This window comes from Acinetobacter sp. YH12218 (genome assembly GCF_013417925.1).
GTDB classification, from domain to species: Bacteria; Pseudomonadota; Gammaproteobacteria; order Pseudomonadales; family Moraxellaceae; genus Acinetobacter; species Acinetobacter amyesii.
Map to the genome: position 1 here is coordinate 21,173 of NZ_VPDB01000008.1, position 17,834 is coordinate 39,006.

At 36.5% G+C, this 17,834-nt stretch carries 15 protein-coding genes and 2 pseudogenes; 7 read left to right on the forward strand and 10 right to left on the reverse strand.

What is annotated here, in order from left to right; genetic code table 11:
• Window positions 1–6 precede the first annotated feature (6 nt).
• Window positions 7–345 (forward strand): hypothetical protein, encoded by a 339-nt coding sequence (locus FTV03_RS03730; RefSeq protein ID WP_180039986.1) that lies wholly within the window; start codon window positions 7–9, stop codon window positions 343–345.
• 46 nt (window positions 346–391) lie between these two features.
• On the opposite strand, the gene FTV03_RS03735 is transcribed toward FTV03_RS03730, so the two are convergent.
• The 8 genes and pseudogenes from FTV03_RS03735 to FTV03_RS03765 all read right to left on the reverse strand — a co-directional run bounded on the left by FTV03_RS03735 (window position 392) and on the right by FTV03_RS03765 (window position 7,934).
• Window positions 392–853 carry a GIY-YIG nuclease family protein gene (locus tag FTV03_RS03735; RefSeq protein WP_180040009.1) on the reverse strand — a complete coding sequence of 154 codons (462 nt, stop codon included), beginning with the start codon at window positions 851–853 and terminating at the stop codon, window positions 392–394.
• Between the two features lie 30 nt (window positions 854–883).
• The gene (locus tag FTV03_RS03740) at window positions 884–2,443 is read right to left on the reverse strand and encodes a type I restriction-modification system subunit M (RefSeq protein ID WP_180040011.1); all 1,560 of its coding nucleotides are present in this window, start codon (window positions 2,441–2,443) and stop codon (window positions 884–886) included.
• Between the two features lie 53 nt (window positions 2,444–2,496).
• Window positions 2,497–3,168, reverse strand: a pseudogene (locus FTV03_RS18140) (restriction endonuclease subunit S); the annotation flags it as partial.
• Window positions 3,157–3,648 (reverse strand): annotated as a pseudogene (locus tag FTV03_RS18145) (restriction endonuclease subunit S); the annotation flags it as partial. The pseudogenes FTV03_RS18145 and FTV03_RS18140, both read right to left, overlap by 12 nt.
• Window positions 3,648–5,219, reverse strand: coding sequence for a type I restriction-modification system subunit M (locus tag FTV03_RS03750; RefSeq protein WP_180040015.1), 1,572 nt, complete (start codon window positions 5,217–5,219; stop codon window positions 3,648–3,650). The pseudogene FTV03_RS18145 and the gene FTV03_RS03750, both read right to left, overlap by 1 nt.
• A 111-nt stretch (window positions 5,220–5,330) precedes the next feature.
• Window positions 5,331–6,326 carry a hypothetical protein gene (locus tag FTV03_RS03755; protein ID WP_180040017.1) on the reverse strand — a complete coding sequence of 332 codons (996 nt, stop codon included), beginning with the start codon at window positions 6,324–6,326 and terminating at the stop codon, window positions 5,331–5,333.
• 45 nt (window positions 6,327–6,371) lie between these two features.
• Entirely contained in the window at window positions 6,372–7,469 is a 1,098-nt protein-coding gene (locus tag FTV03_RS03760) for an inovirus-type Gp2 protein (protein WP_180040019.1), read from the reverse strand.
• Window positions 7,470–7,709: 240 nt separating this feature from the next.
• Window positions 7,710–7,934 (reverse strand): AlpA family transcriptional regulator, encoded by a 225-nt coding sequence (locus FTV03_RS03765; protein ID WP_180040021.1) that lies wholly within the window; start codon window positions 7,932–7,934, stop codon window positions 7,710–7,712.
• A 113-nt stretch (window positions 7,935–8,047) separates the two neighbouring features.
• On the opposite strand from FTV03_RS03765, the gene FTV03_RS03770 reads away from it, so the two are divergent.
• The 6 genes from FTV03_RS03770 to FTV03_RS03795 all read left to right on the forward strand — a co-directional run bounded on the left by FTV03_RS03770 (window position 8,048) and on the right by FTV03_RS03795 (window position 14,494).
• Window positions 8,048–9,292, forward strand: coding sequence for a hypothetical protein (locus FTV03_RS03770; RefSeq protein ID WP_180040023.1), 1,245 nt, complete (start codon window positions 8,048–8,050; stop codon window positions 9,290–9,292).
• 238 nt (window positions 9,293–9,530) lie between these two features.
• Window positions 9,531–10,742 (forward strand): hypothetical protein, encoded by a 1,212-nt coding sequence (locus FTV03_RS03775; RefSeq protein WP_180040025.1) that lies wholly within the window; start codon window positions 9,531–9,533, stop codon window positions 10,740–10,742.
• Window positions 10,743–10,880: 138 nt separating this feature from the next.
• A complete protein-coding gene (locus FTV03_RS03780; protein ID WP_180040027.1) occupies window positions 10,881–11,165 on the forward strand; it encodes a hypothetical protein in 285 nt (94 codons plus the stop codon).
• A 30-nt stretch (window positions 11,166–11,195) separates the two neighbouring features.
• Window positions 11,196–12,230 carry a DUF932 domain-containing protein gene (locus FTV03_RS03785; protein ID WP_180040029.1) on the forward strand — a complete coding sequence of 345 codons (1,035 nt, stop codon included), beginning with the start codon at window positions 11,196–11,198 and terminating at the stop codon, window positions 12,228–12,230.
• 140 nt (window positions 12,231–12,370) lie between these two features.
• Window positions 12,371–13,429 carry a YqaJ viral recombinase family protein gene (locus FTV03_RS03790; protein WP_180040031.1) on the forward strand — a complete coding sequence of 353 codons (1,059 nt, stop codon included), beginning with the start codon at window positions 12,371–12,373 and terminating at the stop codon, window positions 13,427–13,429.
• 165 nt (window positions 13,430–13,594) lie between these two features.
• Window positions 13,595–14,494, forward strand: a complete 900-nt coding sequence (locus FTV03_RS03795; RefSeq protein WP_180040033.1) for a hydrolase or metal-binding protein — start codon at window positions 13,595–13,597, stop codon at window positions 14,492–14,494.
• A 44-nt stretch (window positions 14,495–14,538) separates the two neighbouring features.
• Here the strand turns inward: FTV03_RS03795 and FTV03_RS03800 are convergent, their stop codons facing one another.
• Both FTV03_RS03800 and FTV03_RS03805 read right to left on the reverse strand, forming a co-directional pair.
• Entirely contained in the window at window positions 14,539–16,098 is a 1,560-nt protein-coding gene (locus tag FTV03_RS03800; protein ID WP_180040035.1) for a hypothetical protein, read from the reverse strand.
• Window positions 16,095–17,765 carry a hypothetical protein gene (locus tag FTV03_RS03805; RefSeq protein WP_180040037.1) on the reverse strand — a complete coding sequence of 557 codons (1,671 nt, stop codon included), beginning with the start codon at window positions 17,763–17,765 and terminating at the stop codon, window positions 16,095–16,097. Before FTV03_RS03805 ends, FTV03_RS03800 begins: the two co-directional genes overlap by 4 nt.
• Window positions 17,766–17,834 lie beyond the last annotated feature (69 nt).

The window sequence follows — 17,834 nt, forward strand, 5'->3', positions numbered from 1 at the left end:
AGGTTTATGGCTATTTTTAATGAAATATATAGTGATTCTTTTTATTTACTGACAGAGTCAGGAGAAAAGTTATTTCCATATCAACAAAAAAATAGAAAAACAAGACAAATTAGTTTTCGTGTAGGACGTGAAAGTTCACATAATTCCCTTACTCATAAAGATCCAACAAAAAGAGTATTGGAATTAGATGAACATGAAATGTTTGACTATGTGATTAATCAAGGTGCTTTTGCTCGCTTCCATATTCCAATGGATGAAGGTCTACAATCTAATTATCGTTCAATCCATAGCAGCGATATTAAGGATGTTGTGATTCACCCTGGCTGGTTACATCTAAAAAAGTAAGATAAAAATATCACTGCATGACGATGGTCATGCAATGATAAATAAGTTAAGCCTTGTTTGAAAATACAGCTATTTCTTCATCAATAATATTTAAACCATTCCCTTTGGAAATAATAAAGTCATACTGATCTTTCATTAATTTACGATTAAGTAAAGGATGTTTTTCATCATCTAACTGATTAATCAATCCTTTTTCTGCTTGGGCTAAAGCTTTCGCCAAATCCGAACGCGTTTTCACTTCCGCAAATATAAGCTTTTTTTGACCTTTAGGTGTTTCAACAAGTCCATCAATCAACTTAATACTGTTAAAGTGAGCCTTCATACGTGTGCGAATATTCTCAGACTTTCCAACGTAAAGTGCTTCTTGATAGCCCCCATATTCTCTATAAAAAATATATACGCCTGAAATTTCAGGAAGTAATGATAAGTCAAAGTTCTTTACATTCTCTTTCAATGTACTTGAACTTCCCAATCCTATAGGCTCATGCCAATCTAGTTCAACATTCATTTATTCTCCCCCTTTCTTTCTATTTAACAATCAAATTTTAAACGGATAACGAACACCCAACTCGTCACAAAATTTTCTTATATCCAAATCAATCTCTTCTAAATTTTCATCTATTTTTTCCAATTTTAGAGCCACATCGTCAATATCAATTTCAGGCTCAGGTTCGAATAAATCAATGTAGCGTGGGATATTCAGGTTATAGCTATGCTCAACAATTTTTGTCCGTTCCACATAAGCGGATATTTGGGGTATTACTTTTTTGGTACTATATATTTGTGTAATTTCAGCAATTTGCTGTGGTGATATAATATTAAAAGCCTTTTGCTTTACACAAAATTCTTTGGCATTAATAAACAATACTTTATCTTCTGGCTTTCTGTTCTTCTTTAATACCAACATAGCAACTTCTGTATCAATGACAGGTGAAAGATCTTTCGCCAACCCAATCACTGCATCAATACAATTTAGACGTTCAATCAAATATTTACGGATCACGCCCTCTGAATCCCCTCTAAATAGGACACCATGAGGAATGAGTACAACTGCTATTCCATCATCCTCAAGTGAATACACAATATGTTGTATAAACGCAAAGTCTGCTTTTGTCTTTGGTGCTAGCTTACTATAGCTTGCAAATCGTGGATCACTCTTTTTGGCATTATTATTGTTCCAAGTTTGGGAAAATTTTGGATTACAGACGATCACATCAAATTTTAATTCAGTATATTTGGGCTTTTCTAGAGTATCGTCACTTTCTAGTTTCAATTTTGAATAATGATATCCATTGATTAGAAAGTTCATACGCGCTGTTTTTAAATTACCATCTATCAGGTCTTGCCCGTAGATTTGATCGACAAATTCTAGCATTTGGTCAGTCTTAATCAGTAATGAGCCAGAGCCAAATGTGGGGTCGTAAAGTGTACGAACTCGGCTTTTTTCAGTCCGAATAATACTTGCCATCAAAGCTGACACATGAGCTGGCGTATAGAAATCTCCTTTTTTCTTACCCAACCTCATTGCCATAAATTCAATTAAACTAAAGAAAGCTCCCCCTAAAATTTTAGGTTCATCTTTAGAGTAGAGATTGATTGCATTCAAATCTAACAGCATTGAACCTAATGTCTGATTTTTGACTTTAGCTGAACTACCGAGTAATGAACTTGTGGTATCAATGTCAGCTAACAACCCATCAAAGACTTCTTTCGACTGATCTGTTAGGTTTTGTTGAAAATGGAGAATTGCTTTATCAAACTCTTCTAAAAAGTAGTATTCATTATTATTGCTATAATCCTGAGCAAATGAACCAATCAAGTGTATGGGTGCAATAAAATACCCTAAAGAGTCTTGTCCTTCTTCTCGGAGAGCAATCATCAGGTCTGCATGCTGATGGTCATCTAAGGCACTGTAAGTAATCTCTCCGTCTAAATTTTCATTTGCAAACTGCTCAAATTGATCTGATAAAAACTTATAGAAAATAAGACTTAAAGCTAGATTTTTATACTGTGCAATATCTTTATTGCCAAAGTGTTTTTTGAGCCATTCTTGCAAGTTATGACTTAATGTTTCAGTTTTTTGTTTTATGTTGTTCATGATGAAATCTCAATAAAAAAGCAGTATTGAGATTGCTCAATACTGCTTTTATTTTATACAAACATTTGCTGTAACAAGCCTTTTTTCCACTGTTTGGCGTGTTCAATTTGCTGTGCTACGCCTTCAATTTTTTGGTCAATAGCTGATAAGAAATTAGCAATTTTGGTTTGTTCAGCAATACATGGAAGCAATAATGGCATCTCACTCAAAGTCGATAGCACGATATATGGAGTGTTCCCTTCCTTTTTCTCACCATATATACGCTCTTTTAAAAACTGTTCTAAAAAGTACTGTATATAATTAATCTTTTGCTTCCACTGATCCAGAACATATGTTCTTTGATACGCATTAAACTTACCTTTATAATAATGAATGTAACCAACATTCGCACCATTACCAGAGATCAATAATGCTTCAGTATCAAAAGCATATTCGTCTATAAAATAAAATTCTTTTGCACAAGTATAAAAACGATATTTACCATCAGCTTTCATTGCATTAGCATCAAGTTTTCCCGTCTTAATCTGACAATGCTTTCCTAATTCTGTTTCCTCCCACTCACCAAACTCACTTCCATCATCTGCTTTAAAACGAATACTCTGATTAAACAGCTTTTGCATCATGCCTTGTTTATATTGACTCAGTAGCTCATGCTTTTGAGTGAGTTGAGTAATCTTTTCATCGACTGCCGATAAAAAAGAAGCGATTTTGGTTTGTTCTCCTTTGGATGGAATACTTATTTCAATATCTTTAATAATTCCAGCACTTAGATTTTTTTGACCACCATCATTACTCAAATCACGTATTTCATCATAACGATTCATTAAGTTCTGAAAAATAAATTGTGTATCATAACCATCTTTTAATTTAATGGCACAGCAAGCTTGGTTTGTGGTTGCTTCGATACCTAAAATAGCAACCTTTCCACGAGTAATCCCCTGTCCATACATAGCCATCAAAATAGTATCTTTAGGAAACAATTTAGCTGATGAGTTATTTACACCTTCTTTAGTAATAAATTCTTCTGCTGAATGAATCACATTAAAATCAACTAAACTAGTTGTTACCCAAGGAATATCGCCATTCCAATATTCAGGATTGGCTCTACTTGGTGTCCCACCTGAAGTAACTGAAGCAATTTTATCTATTTTTGATGTATCCCAGTCCCCATCAAACTCTTTAAACCGTAACTTAGGCGTTTCCATTACTTCACCTCCGCAAACGGTGAATCAATGCCTAACTCTTTGCAAAACTCTGCAATTACTGCATCAGTTTTTTGACTTTTCATTTCTAAGGCTTGAAGCTGTTTGGCAATGGCATCTAAATCAATCTCAGCTTCGGCTTCAAAGGTATCCACATAGCGAGGAATATTCAGGTTGTAATCGTTGTCTTTGACTTCTTTTAAAGACACAACTTTGGCATATTTTTCAATATCCTGACGGTTTTCATACGCCCCAATGATATTGTCTAAATGTTCAGGCAATAATTTGTTTTGATTCTTCTGTTTCTCAAACTCATTGCTCGCATCAATAAACAAAATATTATCTTTATGCTCACGGTTCTTCTTCAGCACCAACACACAAGTTGGGATGGTTGTGCCATAGAAAATATTGGCAGGTAAACCAATAATCGCATCCACCACATTCATCTTTTCAATGAGGTGCTGACGAATATGCCCTTCACTTGAACCCCGGAATAACACCCCATGAGGTAACACAATCGCAAGCGTGCCTTCATCATCTAGGTGATAGAGCATGTGCTGTACAAATGCCATATCTGCTTTAGAACTTGGTGCGAGCTTACCAAAAGACTTAAAACGCTCATCGCTCAAGAATAAAGGGTCAGCAGACCATTTTGCAGAAAACGGAGGGTTTGCCACAATCGCATCAAACTTCATGTCGATGTGCTGTGGTTTCTTTAAAGTGTCTTCCTGCTTAATGTCGAACTTAGAAAAATGCACATCATGCAGAATCATGTTCATTCGCGCCAAGTTGTATGTGGTACGGTTCATTTCCTGACCGTAAATCGCATCGACATTGTTTCCGACTTCACGCTTTACACGAAGCAACAAAGAACCTGAACCACAAGTCGGGTCATACACGCTACGCAAACGATCTTTGCCAAGCGTCACAATACGTGCTAGCAAGGTGGAAACCGTTTGAGGTGTATAGAATTCACCTGCTTTTTTGCCTGCACCTGAAGCAAATTCACCAATCAAGTACTCATATGCATCACCCAGCACATCTGCTTCAGTATTTGAAATATCAAAATCAATCGCATCTAAATGTATTAAAACCTTAGAGATCAGCTCATTACGATCTGTAGCATTGTTGCCTAACTTGGTCGAAGTAAGATCCATGTCCTCAAACAAATGGGCAAAGTCTTCAGATGACTCAGCATCAAGGGTACTTTGTTCAATCGCTTTTAGCGTTTGAATCAGTTCATCTAAAATAAATTCGTTATTTTGTGCACGCTCAGCAAGGCTATGGAACAGTTGTGCTGGCTCTAAGAAGAAACCCATGTTCTCAAGGCTTTCTTGCTTAAGTACTTCTAAATACTCTTGATGCTCTGCATTCTCGACATCTAAATCAGTAAACTGTAAACCTTCGTCTTTTAGCTCTTGATTGGCACTGTTTAACACTTTTTCAGACAAGTATTTATAGAAGATTAACCCTAAAATATAGTCACGGAATTCATCTGCCCCCATCTTCCCACGCAGGTCATTTGCGATGTTCCATAAACGTTTTTGCAGTTCTTGAAGCTGTACTTGGGTCATGTTGAAAATCAACCAAAATCATTATTTTAGAATGCGGTTACTTTGCCATAAGCTAGGTGCTATATAAATAGTAAAAGCATGAAAAAGGAGGCTTTTGCCTCCTTCTTATTTTTACTTCACGATGATTATGTCAGGTGAGATATCTTTCGACTGATAGTAGAGATATAGATGACTCGATAAGAACTGTTGAAATGACTGCTTGACACATTCTTGATCAAAACCATCTAAGCCATGTATATCAAGTGGATCTGCGTTCACCTTAAACATATACGTAGAGTGTTCTATTGCTGAATTAAACCCTGCACTCTGATTCGGATCTAACAGTATTGAGTTTGTAGTAAAAATTAAATTCCGATCTGTAATCACAAAAATCTGTGTGTAATATGCGCCAGAAAGATCACGGTATGTCCTGTGAAACAAATGAAAAACACCTTGTTCATTTTCATGCAACAATTCACAAACGACTTGCTGTGCTTGAATCGAAATTTTCCTTTCAATCTCATCTTGAGTTAAATGTGCAATGTTCAATGTCAAATGATTGACTGTAACCACCACTAAATTTGCTCTTTGCTCCTTGTTATACACTTTTCTAAACAAAGCCATAACACTCTTGAGTTGATCACTCATCCACAGCTTACGCCCAGCCATATCTTTCATATGCAATGTGCTAGTAGAGAATCGTTTGAATGCATTCAAAATATTTTCTAAGATTGGTGCAATACAGCCGATATAGTTCTGATCCGATAATTGACAAGTATTGATTCGAGTCGGCAATAGCTGAATTGCTGGCTCAAGCACCTCATTCATCTGACGAATATGCTCTGCGAATTTATAATTTTGATTATTAAGCGCATATGCACCTATTGGGATATACATGTTAATCATATTCATGTAATCCAATGTCTTTTCTGATACAGGTACAATGATTTGGGCTCCTGCATATGATTTCTTTAGCTTAAACAGTTTAAAGCTTTTCTGTGTGATTACTGAGAACTGTTGTGAACAATGCTGGACGACTCCCTCACTTGCAATAAACGCATATGGTGATTCAATGGATAGGTCTGTATTTGAGTACATATATGCTGGTTGAGCGAATGATAGTTTCATGTGTTAATTCCAAAAAATAGAGTTCAATATCGAAAATTGCTTAGGCTAATTTTTAAGGTTGTCCCGAGGTCGACCTGATTGAGACTTTTCAATCTTTCTAGTACTCGTACCAAATACCCGATATTTCTTGAGTGTCTTTTCCATCAAAAACTGATCCGTTTTAGATAAATAAGACATGACAATCTCTAAGTTTTTTCTTGCCTCTTCGTCATCGTGAGAAATGCAACCAATTGCAAGATTGCGATATTTAAACTTACTCGCATTGCAGTTGTGGAAGATACCCTGATCATCTGTAACCTGTTTCCATAGCTCACCTAGCTTTTGAGCATAGTAAGAATCTTTACTATGCTTACTGCCATCCATAAAGAAAATGCAGTGATAGTGATAACCCTTTTTTACTCCGTACTCTAGCTTCCATATATAACCTTCAATACCTTCAAGTTCCCCCTTACTCACTAAAATTTTCTTCAAGAATTTGGACATCAATGTCTTCAAATCAGTTAGCAATAAATTGGTCTCCGCTTTCAATGCAAAGTCCACTCTCATAATGAGCAACTTGCATTTCACTTGAAACAAGTCGTTAATCAGCTTCATCCCTTTTTGAAATTGGTTATTGCTACGTTCCAATCTATTTTGTACTGCTTGCTTGTATTCGGGTGTTTGGGTTAGCCCCCATACTTCATATACCAGGTTATTCATGAAATCTGCTTTAACCATACCAACACGCAGTGAAGAGATTGGAGTGGATTGACTCATTTTCCAAAATATAGGCTCTTCTGTATTGGTCAGCATATGCGCTGGAATATGTTTCTTGATCGCCTCATCTAAAACTTCTAATTCAGGTACATCAAATCGTTCATTCAAAATACTTGGTCTTTCAAACGAGTTAAACAACTTATGTAGTGCTGTATTTAAAGGTCTATACTGACCTTTGCGATCCATCTCATACAACATATCAATATTATTTTGATCAATAAATTGAACAATATTTATACCGTTAATTGCATCATGTACTGGCACATCAGCATGAACTTCTAAAGATCCGTCTTCAGTCTGACGCATCACCAATTCGTCATAATTCATAATGACAGGTCTTGGGACATCAAAATACTTACGATTGATCTGTTTGAATTCTGTGTTCATAGATTACTCTATTATGTAAATTTTAAGTTGAGCTTCCCTAGCCAATGCCATGTAGAGCATTGGCTGGTATAACTTAGTCAAGTACTTTTAAATAGCTAAGATATTGTTTATTAATACTATTAATTAAACATATATCCTAAATTGTGATTGTTCTGCATCTACGAAATATTGGTTGATACCCAATATAGGTAAACCCTATAAAATCGTGTCATAGACTTAGATGGCTTAATGGAAAGTTAATCAGTTAAAACGCTCATTCGCTTTGCTCTCCAACCATTCTAGAACCTCATGTTCTAACCATCCCACAGCATTTCGACTCAGCTTAAGTTGCTTAGGAAAAGTCTCGTCATAACGACTAGACTTTTCATTTAATTTTTCATATAAAGTTGAGCGACTTAGACCACTTATTTTGATCAAGTCAGGAAGCTTTAGAATTTGAATATTTTTAACACCAAGGTCTTGCATGATTCTTTACTCCTATAAAAACCATGTAAGTATTGTTTCATCCTATATGTGTAATTTCAGAAAAAGAGCTTCACACTTTTATTTTAGATCTTGAACTAATGGATAAGGGCATAGTGTTACATCAACTCAATACAATTCATGAAGAATTTGTGGAAGTTCTAAAAACAAGTTTTACTTTAAGATTGCAAACATTGCTTTTAAATGAATATGAAAAATTAATCTTGGAAGAAAAAAATTTGTTTTCTTATGATGCCTTCATTTCTATGCAAAAAAGAAGTTTAGATCTAGAAGATACAGAGAGTGAATTTTATAAATATGCTATCGAACATGCTAAGAATATAGGGATTAACCCTAATGATAGCGAATACGCCTTCTTAAATAAGAATAAATTTCAGTTATTTACACATGAATTGAAAGAATTTTTAGTATGGCGAGCACAAAATGAAACTAGCTCAAGCTATTGCTCCACCTCTCGACCTAAATACTTAACCTATTCCCAATTAAGATCTATTCCTCTTGCTAAATATGCAATAACTCAAATTAATTGTGATCAGTTTAGTGAATTACGGTCTAGATATAATCTTAGCTCACTATTATCCCTTTTTACTATTGAAGACTACTTTGTCGATTTATATATATCAACTTATCTTCTGATAAAATCTAATTGGTCAGATGTAGAGGACTTACTACACCAAATAAATTCTCTAATGCGTCTATTACCATTCAATCGCATAAAAAGGAATGCATCGAATTTTGAGCTTCATACCTCTGATCCGTTTTATACAGAAAATTTAGATACCGTCATAAAACTCTCGATTCCGTATAATTTGGATAGTTCAATAATTGATATATTTCACCAACTATCAGTACAACTAACCACTCAATTCCTTAATAACGCTGTGACTAAAAATGCTACTCTGAATTTAAAAGATCCTCAAAAGCTAAAAGAAGTGTCAAATCTTTTAGAGCAGATTAACCAACTTACCACGCTAACACAAACAGTCTCTAAATTATACAAACAAGAGGATAGCCCCTATTTACTTAATCAGAAGTCGTCATTGCTGACCGGACTTTTCGTATTACTCTATAAGTTTTATGAGAAACGTCACCCCAAGCCATCAACAGCGGAGTTTCTCGAATACGTAAGTACATTGTTCAAGAAAAGGGGTTACGAGACCAAGATTTTTAGAGATGGACCAATCGATCACCATCAAGTTAGGGTAACTGTTCCTTTAACTAAAGAAGGCAAAAGTAAAAAAATATATATTAATTTAATTTATGGAACTATTCGTACAAAGAAGAAAACCCTTCCTGATGAAATTATAAGATTCAATAAGTTAGCTTATCTTTCTATTTAAAAAAGCCTATCTTTCCAAGCACTAAAATGCACGTTAAATACCCCATTTAATGCTTGACTGACTTTATGTATATATGAATAATTGCCATCAGTGGTGATATTGACCTTGCTAGCACATGGCAAAAAAAATAATTGAAATACCTATCTAATTTTTACTCATAGCTGTGATCTTTAAGTTGCACTGTGAGGTAAAAAAATGTGCGCCTCATAGAAAAAATGCAACGAATAAAGGTACAGATATGCCAATCGCAAAACACATAAAATCGCTTGTTGAACGTCTTAATCTAGAAATTCAATCTTACAAATCTGTCGACTTTAAACCTCTCACTGTGTCGCAAGGTTATGACCTACTTGCATGTCTAGTTGGTTTAAATAAACATGACTTCGGGAAAGTCGGTTTCGTTTCCAGTAGCCTATTTTTAAATGTTCCTACCTATCAGCCAGTCGGTTGGGATCATCATCCAGATCTTGATAAAGCACTTGAGCATGCCATTTGTAAGAAAACAGGTTTAAATAGTAAAGAACATTTTTTCATTCTAGGTGGCTTGGTTGCTCAGCTGACTATGCATGGCTTCAAAAGTCAGGGTGATTGTATTCGCCATCCTGATCAATTAATTGCTATGCTTCGCGAACTCTATGACACCGATGAATCTGTGCTAGAATATTTGGATAGCGTTGTTGAGCTAATTGAGAATCTTGAATATGTCGAAAGTAAAAAATCCAAAGATCTAAAATTATCTCACTATTGGATTTTGCATTGGTGCTATGCGGTACTGCTTAAACACGAGACTGCAATCATCAAAGAGATTAAGGCAAATAATAAAATCCTCACCAAACAACAGGCTTTACTTAATGTATACAAGCCTTATTTCGAACGTGGGCAAACTTCCCTAGAAAAATACTATCGCCTGTGCGTAGACCAAAATTTTGATCAAGCCGTAGATTTTAACGATCAATTCAAAGCGATCTTGTTTACAAGCAGTTATGATCAAACACATGCCTTTGCCATTCCTCAAAACAGCGATGGACTGCCTTTAACTGTGCAGAGAAAAACGAGCAATTTTTTCTATAATATTGATGATATTCATATCGGTGACTATGAAACATGGAATTCATTCTATCGCTTGATGAATGAAGCTGATCGTGTAGTTGAGACTGATGAAGAGCAGATTATACTTATTCTTTTACAAAGACTTTTCAGAAAAGATGCTCTTGGCAGAGATGATACTGGATACGACTTTGTTGTGATTCATAAATACCAATATTTGTTTTCAGGTGAATTTGAGCAAGAATTAAAGTCACGCTACCCCCTATTCAATGGGATCGGCAAACAACACCAGTTAAACCAAAGAGCACTATCTATTTTCAGTCAAATGTATCGCCATTATCTAGAGCATAAGAACTTTGACACGTATACACTTCCTCGATTAACTCAAGCAACATCTGCTTAATATTAGATTTGGTCTGATTCCAAATAATTTCAGATACATAACATCCTCATGAGAATCATGAAGCTCTTTTCAGGGCTCATGGAAACAAGGTCTGCATTCATGCAGACCTTTTTTATTATTTGAATGAGGAGTTAGGCGATGAGCTTGAAATGCCCATTTTGCCAATCAGCAGAAATCATAATGATTGAAATGAATCAGCAGTCTAGTACTGCACTGGCTCAAGTGGTGTCTCCTGCGACCTTAGGCGCGCTTGGAGCGACAGTAGCAAAGTCTTTTAACTTACCCCCATTGGTGGGTGGTGTAGCAGGAACATTTATTGGTGGTCTGATTAATGCGGTTACTGATCAACCAACAAGGTCACAGCAATCATTGTGTTATTGCCAAGGCTGTACTCAAAGATTTCCATCTAGTCTTCTTCATTAAGTCTGCAATCATATTAAAAGGAATTCCATCATGGCACATCAATTAGAACAAATGGCTTATGTCGGGGAAACACCTTGGCATGGCTTAGGTAATCTACTCACCCCTAATCAACCTCTTGAGGTTTGGGCACAGCAAGCAGGAATGGATTGGTGTATCGAATCATCTGATGTCAGTTACATGGCTCAGAATGAACGTGGTCAAAGCATCATCATACCATTTGAAGAACAGCGAGTATTGTACCGCTCAGATACCCATGCACCACTGTCCGTAGTGAGTCAGCGTTATCAGGAAGTACAACCAAAAGAGATTTTGGAGTTCTACCGTGATCTGACTGAACAATCAGGCTTCGAGTTGGAAACAGCAGGAGTACTGAAAGGTGGTAAGAAGTTCTGGGCTTTAGCACGTACAGGACAAAGCACAGCATTGAAAGGTAAGGATGTCAGCAATGGCTATGTGCTACTAGCATCAGCATGCGATGGTACATTGGCAACTACAGCACAATTTACGAGTATTCGAGTCGTGTGTAATAACACACTTGCCATTGCACTTAAAGGTGCAACTGCAAGCGCAGGTGTGGTTAAAGTACCACATAGCACCAAGTTCGATGCAGAGAAAGTAAAACAGCAATTAGGTATTTCAGTTCGTGCATGGGATGAGCACATGTATGAGATGAAACAGCTTACTCAGCGTAAAGTCAGTCAACAGGAAGCCAAGGCTTACTTTGATGCCGTGTTCAACAATAGCACCATGTCAATTTCTGATCCTGAAGAGAACATCATTCAATTCTACCGTCAGGTAGCAAGCAATCCACCACAGCAAAACAAGACTGAACCCAATGGCAGAGCCATGACCAAAGCCTTAGAGATGTTTAATGGTCAAGGGCGTGGAGCTGATCTTTCATCTGCTAAAGATACAGCCTATGGCTTGCTATGTTCGATCACTGAATTTGTTGATCATGAACGTCGTTCCATGAGTCCAGATCACCGCTTGGACTCAGGATGGTTTGGAGCTGGAGCAAGTCTTAAACAACGAGGTCTAGAACAAGCCTTATCTTTAATTGCCTGAGTTAATTTAAGTCTTAGGCTTAGAAATAGCCCCCCCTGTTTTCAACCACCATCAACATTTATATCGCCATACCCGACTTAAGGTCAGGTATGGCTTTTTTATGAGCTTTTTTCTAAAAGTAAAACTTAAAAGGATGAACTATGAATCAAATCGCACCGATTTCAAATCAGACTGTACAAGCAGGTGTGCAAACGGCATTAAACCCATTAACCACAACCAAGCGAGCAAGCTCAGCAAAACGATTAGTGAATACCAAAGATATGGCATATCAAGATTGGCTTGAAGTTCGTAAGCAAGGTATCGGTAGCAGTGATGCAGCAACAGCATGTGGTCTAAATCCGTATATGTCGATGTTAGAACTGTGGCTGATCAAAACAGGTCGCCAAGCTCAGTCCATTGAAGATGAAAGCACAGGTGTTGCACCTTTATACTGGGGGAAGCAACTTGAACCATTGGTGGCTGAGTATTACAGCATGCACACCAACAATAAGGTACGTCGGGTCAATGCTGTTTTACAGCACCCTGATCCTGACAAGTACTTTATGTTGGCAAACTTGGATTACGCTGTTGTAGGTAGTGATGAAGTACAGATACTTGAATGCAAAACTGCAGGAGAACATGGGGCTAAGCTTTGGCGTGATGGTGTGCCTTTGTATGTCTTGTGTCAGGTACAACATCAATTGGCAGTCACTGGAAAACAGTCGGCACATGTCTGTGTATTGCTATGCGGACATGAGACTAAGATTTTCAAAGTAACACGTTCTGAATCTGTGATTCAGCACATCATTAATGCAGAACGTTATTTTTGGGAATGTGTGGAAAAGGATATACCACCATCTGTTGACGCAAGTGAATCTGCATCCAAAGCGATTCAGCAACTCTACCCAACCCATGTACCACTAACAGTTGAAGATCTCTCTCAGAATGAAACAGCCAATCTCATGTTCGATAAGCTAATCAAACTGAAAGAAGAGATTCAGCATAAGCAAGAACGCTTCGATGAGCTAAAACATCAAATCCAAATGATGATGAAAGATGCAGAGCGTGCCACGTTTAGCCGTGGTTCGGTAGTTTGGAAAAAATCCAATAATAGTGTCAGCTTAGACACCAAATCATTATTAAAACATCAGCCTGATCTCATAGAGCAATATCCATTGAGAAGACAAGGCAGTCGTCGATTCAATATCTATCAAGACTAAATAGATCCTTCATTACTTTCACCAAAACGGCAAAAACTCCCCCAACTCACCAACACTCGAAAGTGTGGCGAGTCCTATTGGAAGTTTTTGCCTTTCATTCTGATCTTTTATCTTTGTCTTACATATCAAAGGGTCAGTAATAAAAAAATACTTGGAGCAGAACTTATGATTAAAGGTTTAGCAATTACTCCACCAGTACTAGGGCGGATTAGTATTGGACGAGTTGTAGAGAAGAACGGTAAACGCTTACCTGAAAAAGATGATCAATTTACCATTACCTCACAGATTCAAAATAAAGAAGGATGGATAAAACATCCTTTAGATGAACAGCTTCGTTCAAATGCACCAAATCAGAAACTTCGTACAATTCCTGTCAGAATGATTTTCAATGATCCTGATCTTAATTTGCGAGCAGAGTACACAATGTTTGATCGTCAAACTGGACGACCCCTCTGTGTGGGTGATGGTCAAACCTGTCAGCGTTTAACCAATCAAGGTGTGGAACAACATCCATGCCCTTCCCCTGATCTGTGTCCTTTAGCTCAAGGTGGACACTGCAAACCATATGGACGTTTACATGTGAACTTAGATGAGTCAGATGAATTTGGCACATTCATTTTTAGAACGACAGGGTTTAATAGCATACGCACTTTGGCTGCCCGATTGAGCTATTACCACGCCGCATCGAATGGTCTACTTTCATGCCTACCATTACAGCTCATACTCCGTGGCAAAAGTACCACTCAAAGCTATCGACAGCCTGTGTACTACGTTGACTTAACTTTGAGGGATGGAATAGATCTGCAGTCAGCTATTCATACGGCAAATCAAATTGATCAGCAAAGTAAGCAAGCAGGGTTTAACCAAGAAGCCTTAGATCGAACCGCACAGCAGGGTTTGGCTAATGCACTATTTGAAATAAACTTAGAGGATGGTGCAGATATTGTTGATGAATTTTATAACCTCACTAATACAACATCTCACACCCATCCACATCCCGAGGATGAGCCTTCCGTTTATGATATACAAATTGGTTTAAAAAATAGTGTCTCAGCATTGAACTAAATTTAAGACAGAACACAAGTTTCTGAAGGTGTTCTGTCTTCATCTTAATAAGGAGATAATTTCAGCCTTCTATATTCTTTATCTAAATATTCATCCACAGCATCCAAGTCTAAATCACCCTCTCGGAATTTTGCTTGGACTTCCTTTAAAGCTAATAATGAAAATCTTGACCAACCTATAAGATTTGTTCTCAACAAAAACTGCACTGGCTCACCTGCTGATTTAATTCCTGCATCAAGACCATCAATGATACACAAAGTACCATGTGCTACTAGAAGCATTCTTCTTACCTCAGGTACATTTACCAGAGGAATACAATCTAACCAATCTTTATGATGATAAATTTTTTGCTTCAAAGACCACATAAATCTTGTCAATAACTCAGTAATAGCGACAGGGATTGCCATTGCCATACCATGCCTAAAATCATATCCAGCTTCAAAAACCTTAACAGCTAAAGTAGCAAAGCTATGCCTATGTTGACCAAAAGATCCAAAATTAGCAAATTGAAGCAAAGAATAGAAAGGAATTGGAATGCCTGATCCTCGACCTAACGCACCTGATGAACCTGCCACATCCGAAAATAAATGTCCTAACCAATTGATAAAACCACAATATATCTTGGCGATTAAGTTACCACCTTGAAGTTCATTAGTAGCTGTATTAACTCTGATCAGCTTGGATGTTTCACCCACCTTAATCCCATTGTCATTAATTACATCAAATATTCCTACGAATGTTGCAGTATCATTAAACTGATCTAACAATGAAAAGAATAATCCACACAAATCTGGTGAATGACCAAGACTCTTTATATGGTGGTTTTGTGTACTCATTTTAAACAATCCATCAACATCCGCAGAATGCCGATGATCATAGTTAACTTTAAAAGTACGTTCTAAGAAACCAATAGCACTTGATGTCGGATCTTTACCTTCTTTTGCACCCTTCCAACCATTCATTTTTGCAAAAAGCTGAACTGCTTGATTCGTTGCATCATCGGTTAAGTTACCTAGAGGACTCTGTCCAGGCATTCCTACAAACAAAACATCAACCAAACCACCGATTACCCCACATGTACCTGCAATCATATAATCATACTGATCGCAGTTTGCATTCTTTAAAGAAAACTCTTCTTTGATTCTCTTTTGTAAGGCAACCTTCTGAGAAGGTGTCATTAAATCCATGAAAGGATCTTCAGAGACATAAATACCATTATGCTCCTGAAAATCTTTAAGAGTTCTTTGATAATCCGACCATGAGTTATCTTTCGAGAAAGTGATCGTCTCAAGTAAACTTAAAGGTGTATAACTAGATTTTTGAATTGGGAAAATTTCCTCAGCTACTTTCTCTTCCTCAACAATAAAAATGATTTCTTCATCATGAACAATAGAAAACTCTAGAAGCTCTCTCTCAACCTCCCCTATTAAGAATTCAGAGTTATTCAGTGAATCTTGTGTTTCCAAAAGAATTTTATCCAAATCAGAATTGAGCTGATTCATTACACCATCTATCTGCCCAAGCTTAGCTTGAGCAGAAGATAGCTGAAGATCTTGCATAACTAGACTATATGCTTGCTCATCTACAAGATCTTTTTTAATCATGTGAATAAACCTGTTAGCGCTTGTTTTGTTTTTCCAGCAAGTACATCACCCACATTAAAATAACCAATCACTTCGAAAGCTTTCGATAACTGTAAAAAATCGGCTTTCTTAGAGTCATCAACAACCAACCTCTTAACTCTTTGCTTTTCATTGTTTTTTTCTACAATAACTTCTTTTTCAACATAAAAATCCATAATAAAGTCATAGAATTTTTTCTTTGTTGGTTCTGTTGTTAAAGCTTGTAATTTGGAAATATCTAAAATTAAAGGACATTTCAGCTTATTAGAATCTCCCTCAGCTTCATGCACTTTATGATTCAAAATATCTGCCGCACCAGTAATCCCTTTTAACATAGACATTTGTTGTCTAAGTTTTGCATTCACTTCTAATAATGCGTTAGCATTACCACTGACTTGACTCACTTTCTCAATTGTCTGATTTAATCTAGAAGTAACGTAATTAATGTCCCCAACAATAGTGGATATTGTATCTTGCGTTTGCTTAATAACTTCATTAAGCATTAATTGTTTACGCTTATATTTACTTAGCTCATCCGAACCCGTTAGTTTTTTTACACCTGCATACGTACCAACACCAATCAATATAGCAACACCAATACCTGTTGCCATACTTGAAAAGCCCAACACACCTCCCATACCCAGCATAGCCAAACCTGATGTCATACCAGCAGCAGACATACCAATTACTGAGCCTGACAAATATACTGCAGCTAAAGGTGTGCCAACAGCAGCAGCTTTTGCTGACAACTCAGAAAAGGCTTTTTTCATTTTATCGTCTGTGAAATCCTCCTCTAACAATTTATAGTCCATTTCCAATGCTTCAATGATGATACTAATATCAGCCTCGTTGATTTGGAAAAGGGAACGATTTTGGTTAAAAAATTCAAATTGTAGAAGATCTCTACTTTGGGTTGAGAAAAAGATGTTTATTAGATCTTTTGCCAAGGAGATATGAACAGTATTGTGTTGACCTTCAACAATATTACTATTCATTTCTTCAAATAATTTTTCAGTTTCTAATAACCCTTCTTGATTAAAAAGGTATGATCTTACATCAAACCGGCTTTGTTGCTCCAAACCAAGACGATTCATTAAAAGGAAGATTTCTGCCAATTCATTTCTATCGATAACTTGATCATTTGCATAAGCCATATTAACGATAATTTTTAAATAAGCGATTTTTAGTTGTTCGCTCATTTCTTCTAATGGAATTGACTGCCGTTGTTCTTTAAAGTCTTCGAATTGCGTCAATACATGATTCAAAATACGAGTTAGTTCACTATAACTACAACTAGTACTCATATTTTCTAATTTAATTTTTTCTTCTTTCGTAACAATAATTACATGAGGAAATTTAGGGTTAGTTTCTTCAAATCTGACCTTCACAATTTCATTAAACTTAATGGCGATTGGATCAGCAAATGTAGGTTTTACAATTAATTGTTCCCCTGTAAAGAGAATTCCATCTGCACCACTACCAAATACTGTGATATCCAATAAAGCTACGACATTATCAGGACTGCCTGCATATTTAAAAGACTTCACGGCATTATTGAGTTTTTTCTCAGGTAGATTTGGTGCAACGTGTACATTAGATTTATGTAATTTTGGTAACTCTTGACGTAAATAGCTATTAATATCAGACATATGCCCCTCGATTTTTTTAAAGATTTTATGTTAATTTTCAAGAACAAATGTACATTAATAAATTATTTA

Bases quoted from the DNA above. Each gene is read 5' to 3' on its own strand.
- FTV03_RS03785 (WP_180040029.1), top strand. From the start codon at position 11,196: ATGGCACATCAATTAGAACAAATGGCTTATGTCGGGGAAACACCTTGG.
- FTV03_RS03765 (WP_180040021.1), bottom strand. From the start codon at position 7,934: ATGCAAGACCTTGGTGTTAAAAATATTCAAATTCTAAAGCTTCCTGAC.
- FTV03_RS03730 (WP_180039986.1), top strand. From the start codon at position 7: ATGGCTATTTTTAATGAAATATATAGTGATTCTTTTTATTTACTGACA.
- FTV03_RS03790 (WP_180040031.1), top strand. From the start codon at position 12,371: ATGAATCAAATCGCACCGATTTCAAATCAGACTGTACAAGCAGGTGTG.
- FTV03_RS03780 (WP_180040027.1), top strand. From the start codon at position 10,881: ATGAGCTTGAAATGCCCATTTTGCCAATCAGCAGAAATCATAATGATT.
- FTV03_RS03735 (WP_180040009.1), bottom strand. From the start codon at position 853: ATGAATGTTGAACTAGATTGGCATGAGCCTATAGGATTGGGAAGTTCA.
- FTV03_RS03750 (WP_180040015.1), bottom strand. From the start codon at position 5,219: ATGACCCAAGTACAGCTTCAAGAACTGCAAAAACGTTTATGGAACATC.
- FTV03_RS03800 (WP_180040035.1), bottom strand. From the start codon at position 16,098: ATGATTAAAAAAGATCTTGTAGATGAGCAAGCATATAGTCTAGTTATG.
- FTV03_RS03775 (WP_180040025.1), top strand. From the start codon at position 9,531: ATGCCAATCGCAAAACACATAAAATCGCTTGTTGAACGTCTTAATCTA.
- FTV03_RS03740 (WP_180040011.1), bottom strand. From the start codon at position 2,443: ATGAACAACATAAAACAAAAAACTGAAACATTAAGTCATAACTTGCAA.
- FTV03_RS03795 (WP_180040033.1), top strand. From the start codon at position 13,595: ATGATTAAAGGTTTAGCAATTACTCCACCAGTACTAGGGCGGATTAGT.
- FTV03_RS03805 (WP_180040037.1), bottom strand. From the start codon at position 17,765: ATGTCTGATATTAATAGCTATTTACGTCAAGAGTTACCAAAATTACAT.
- FTV03_RS03755 (WP_180040017.1), bottom strand. From the start codon at position 6,326: ATGAAACTATCATTCGCTCAACCAGCATATATGTACTCAAATACAGAC.
- FTV03_RS03760 (WP_180040019.1), bottom strand. From the start codon at position 7,469: ATGAACACAGAATTCAAACAGATCAATCGTAAGTATTTTGATGTCCCA.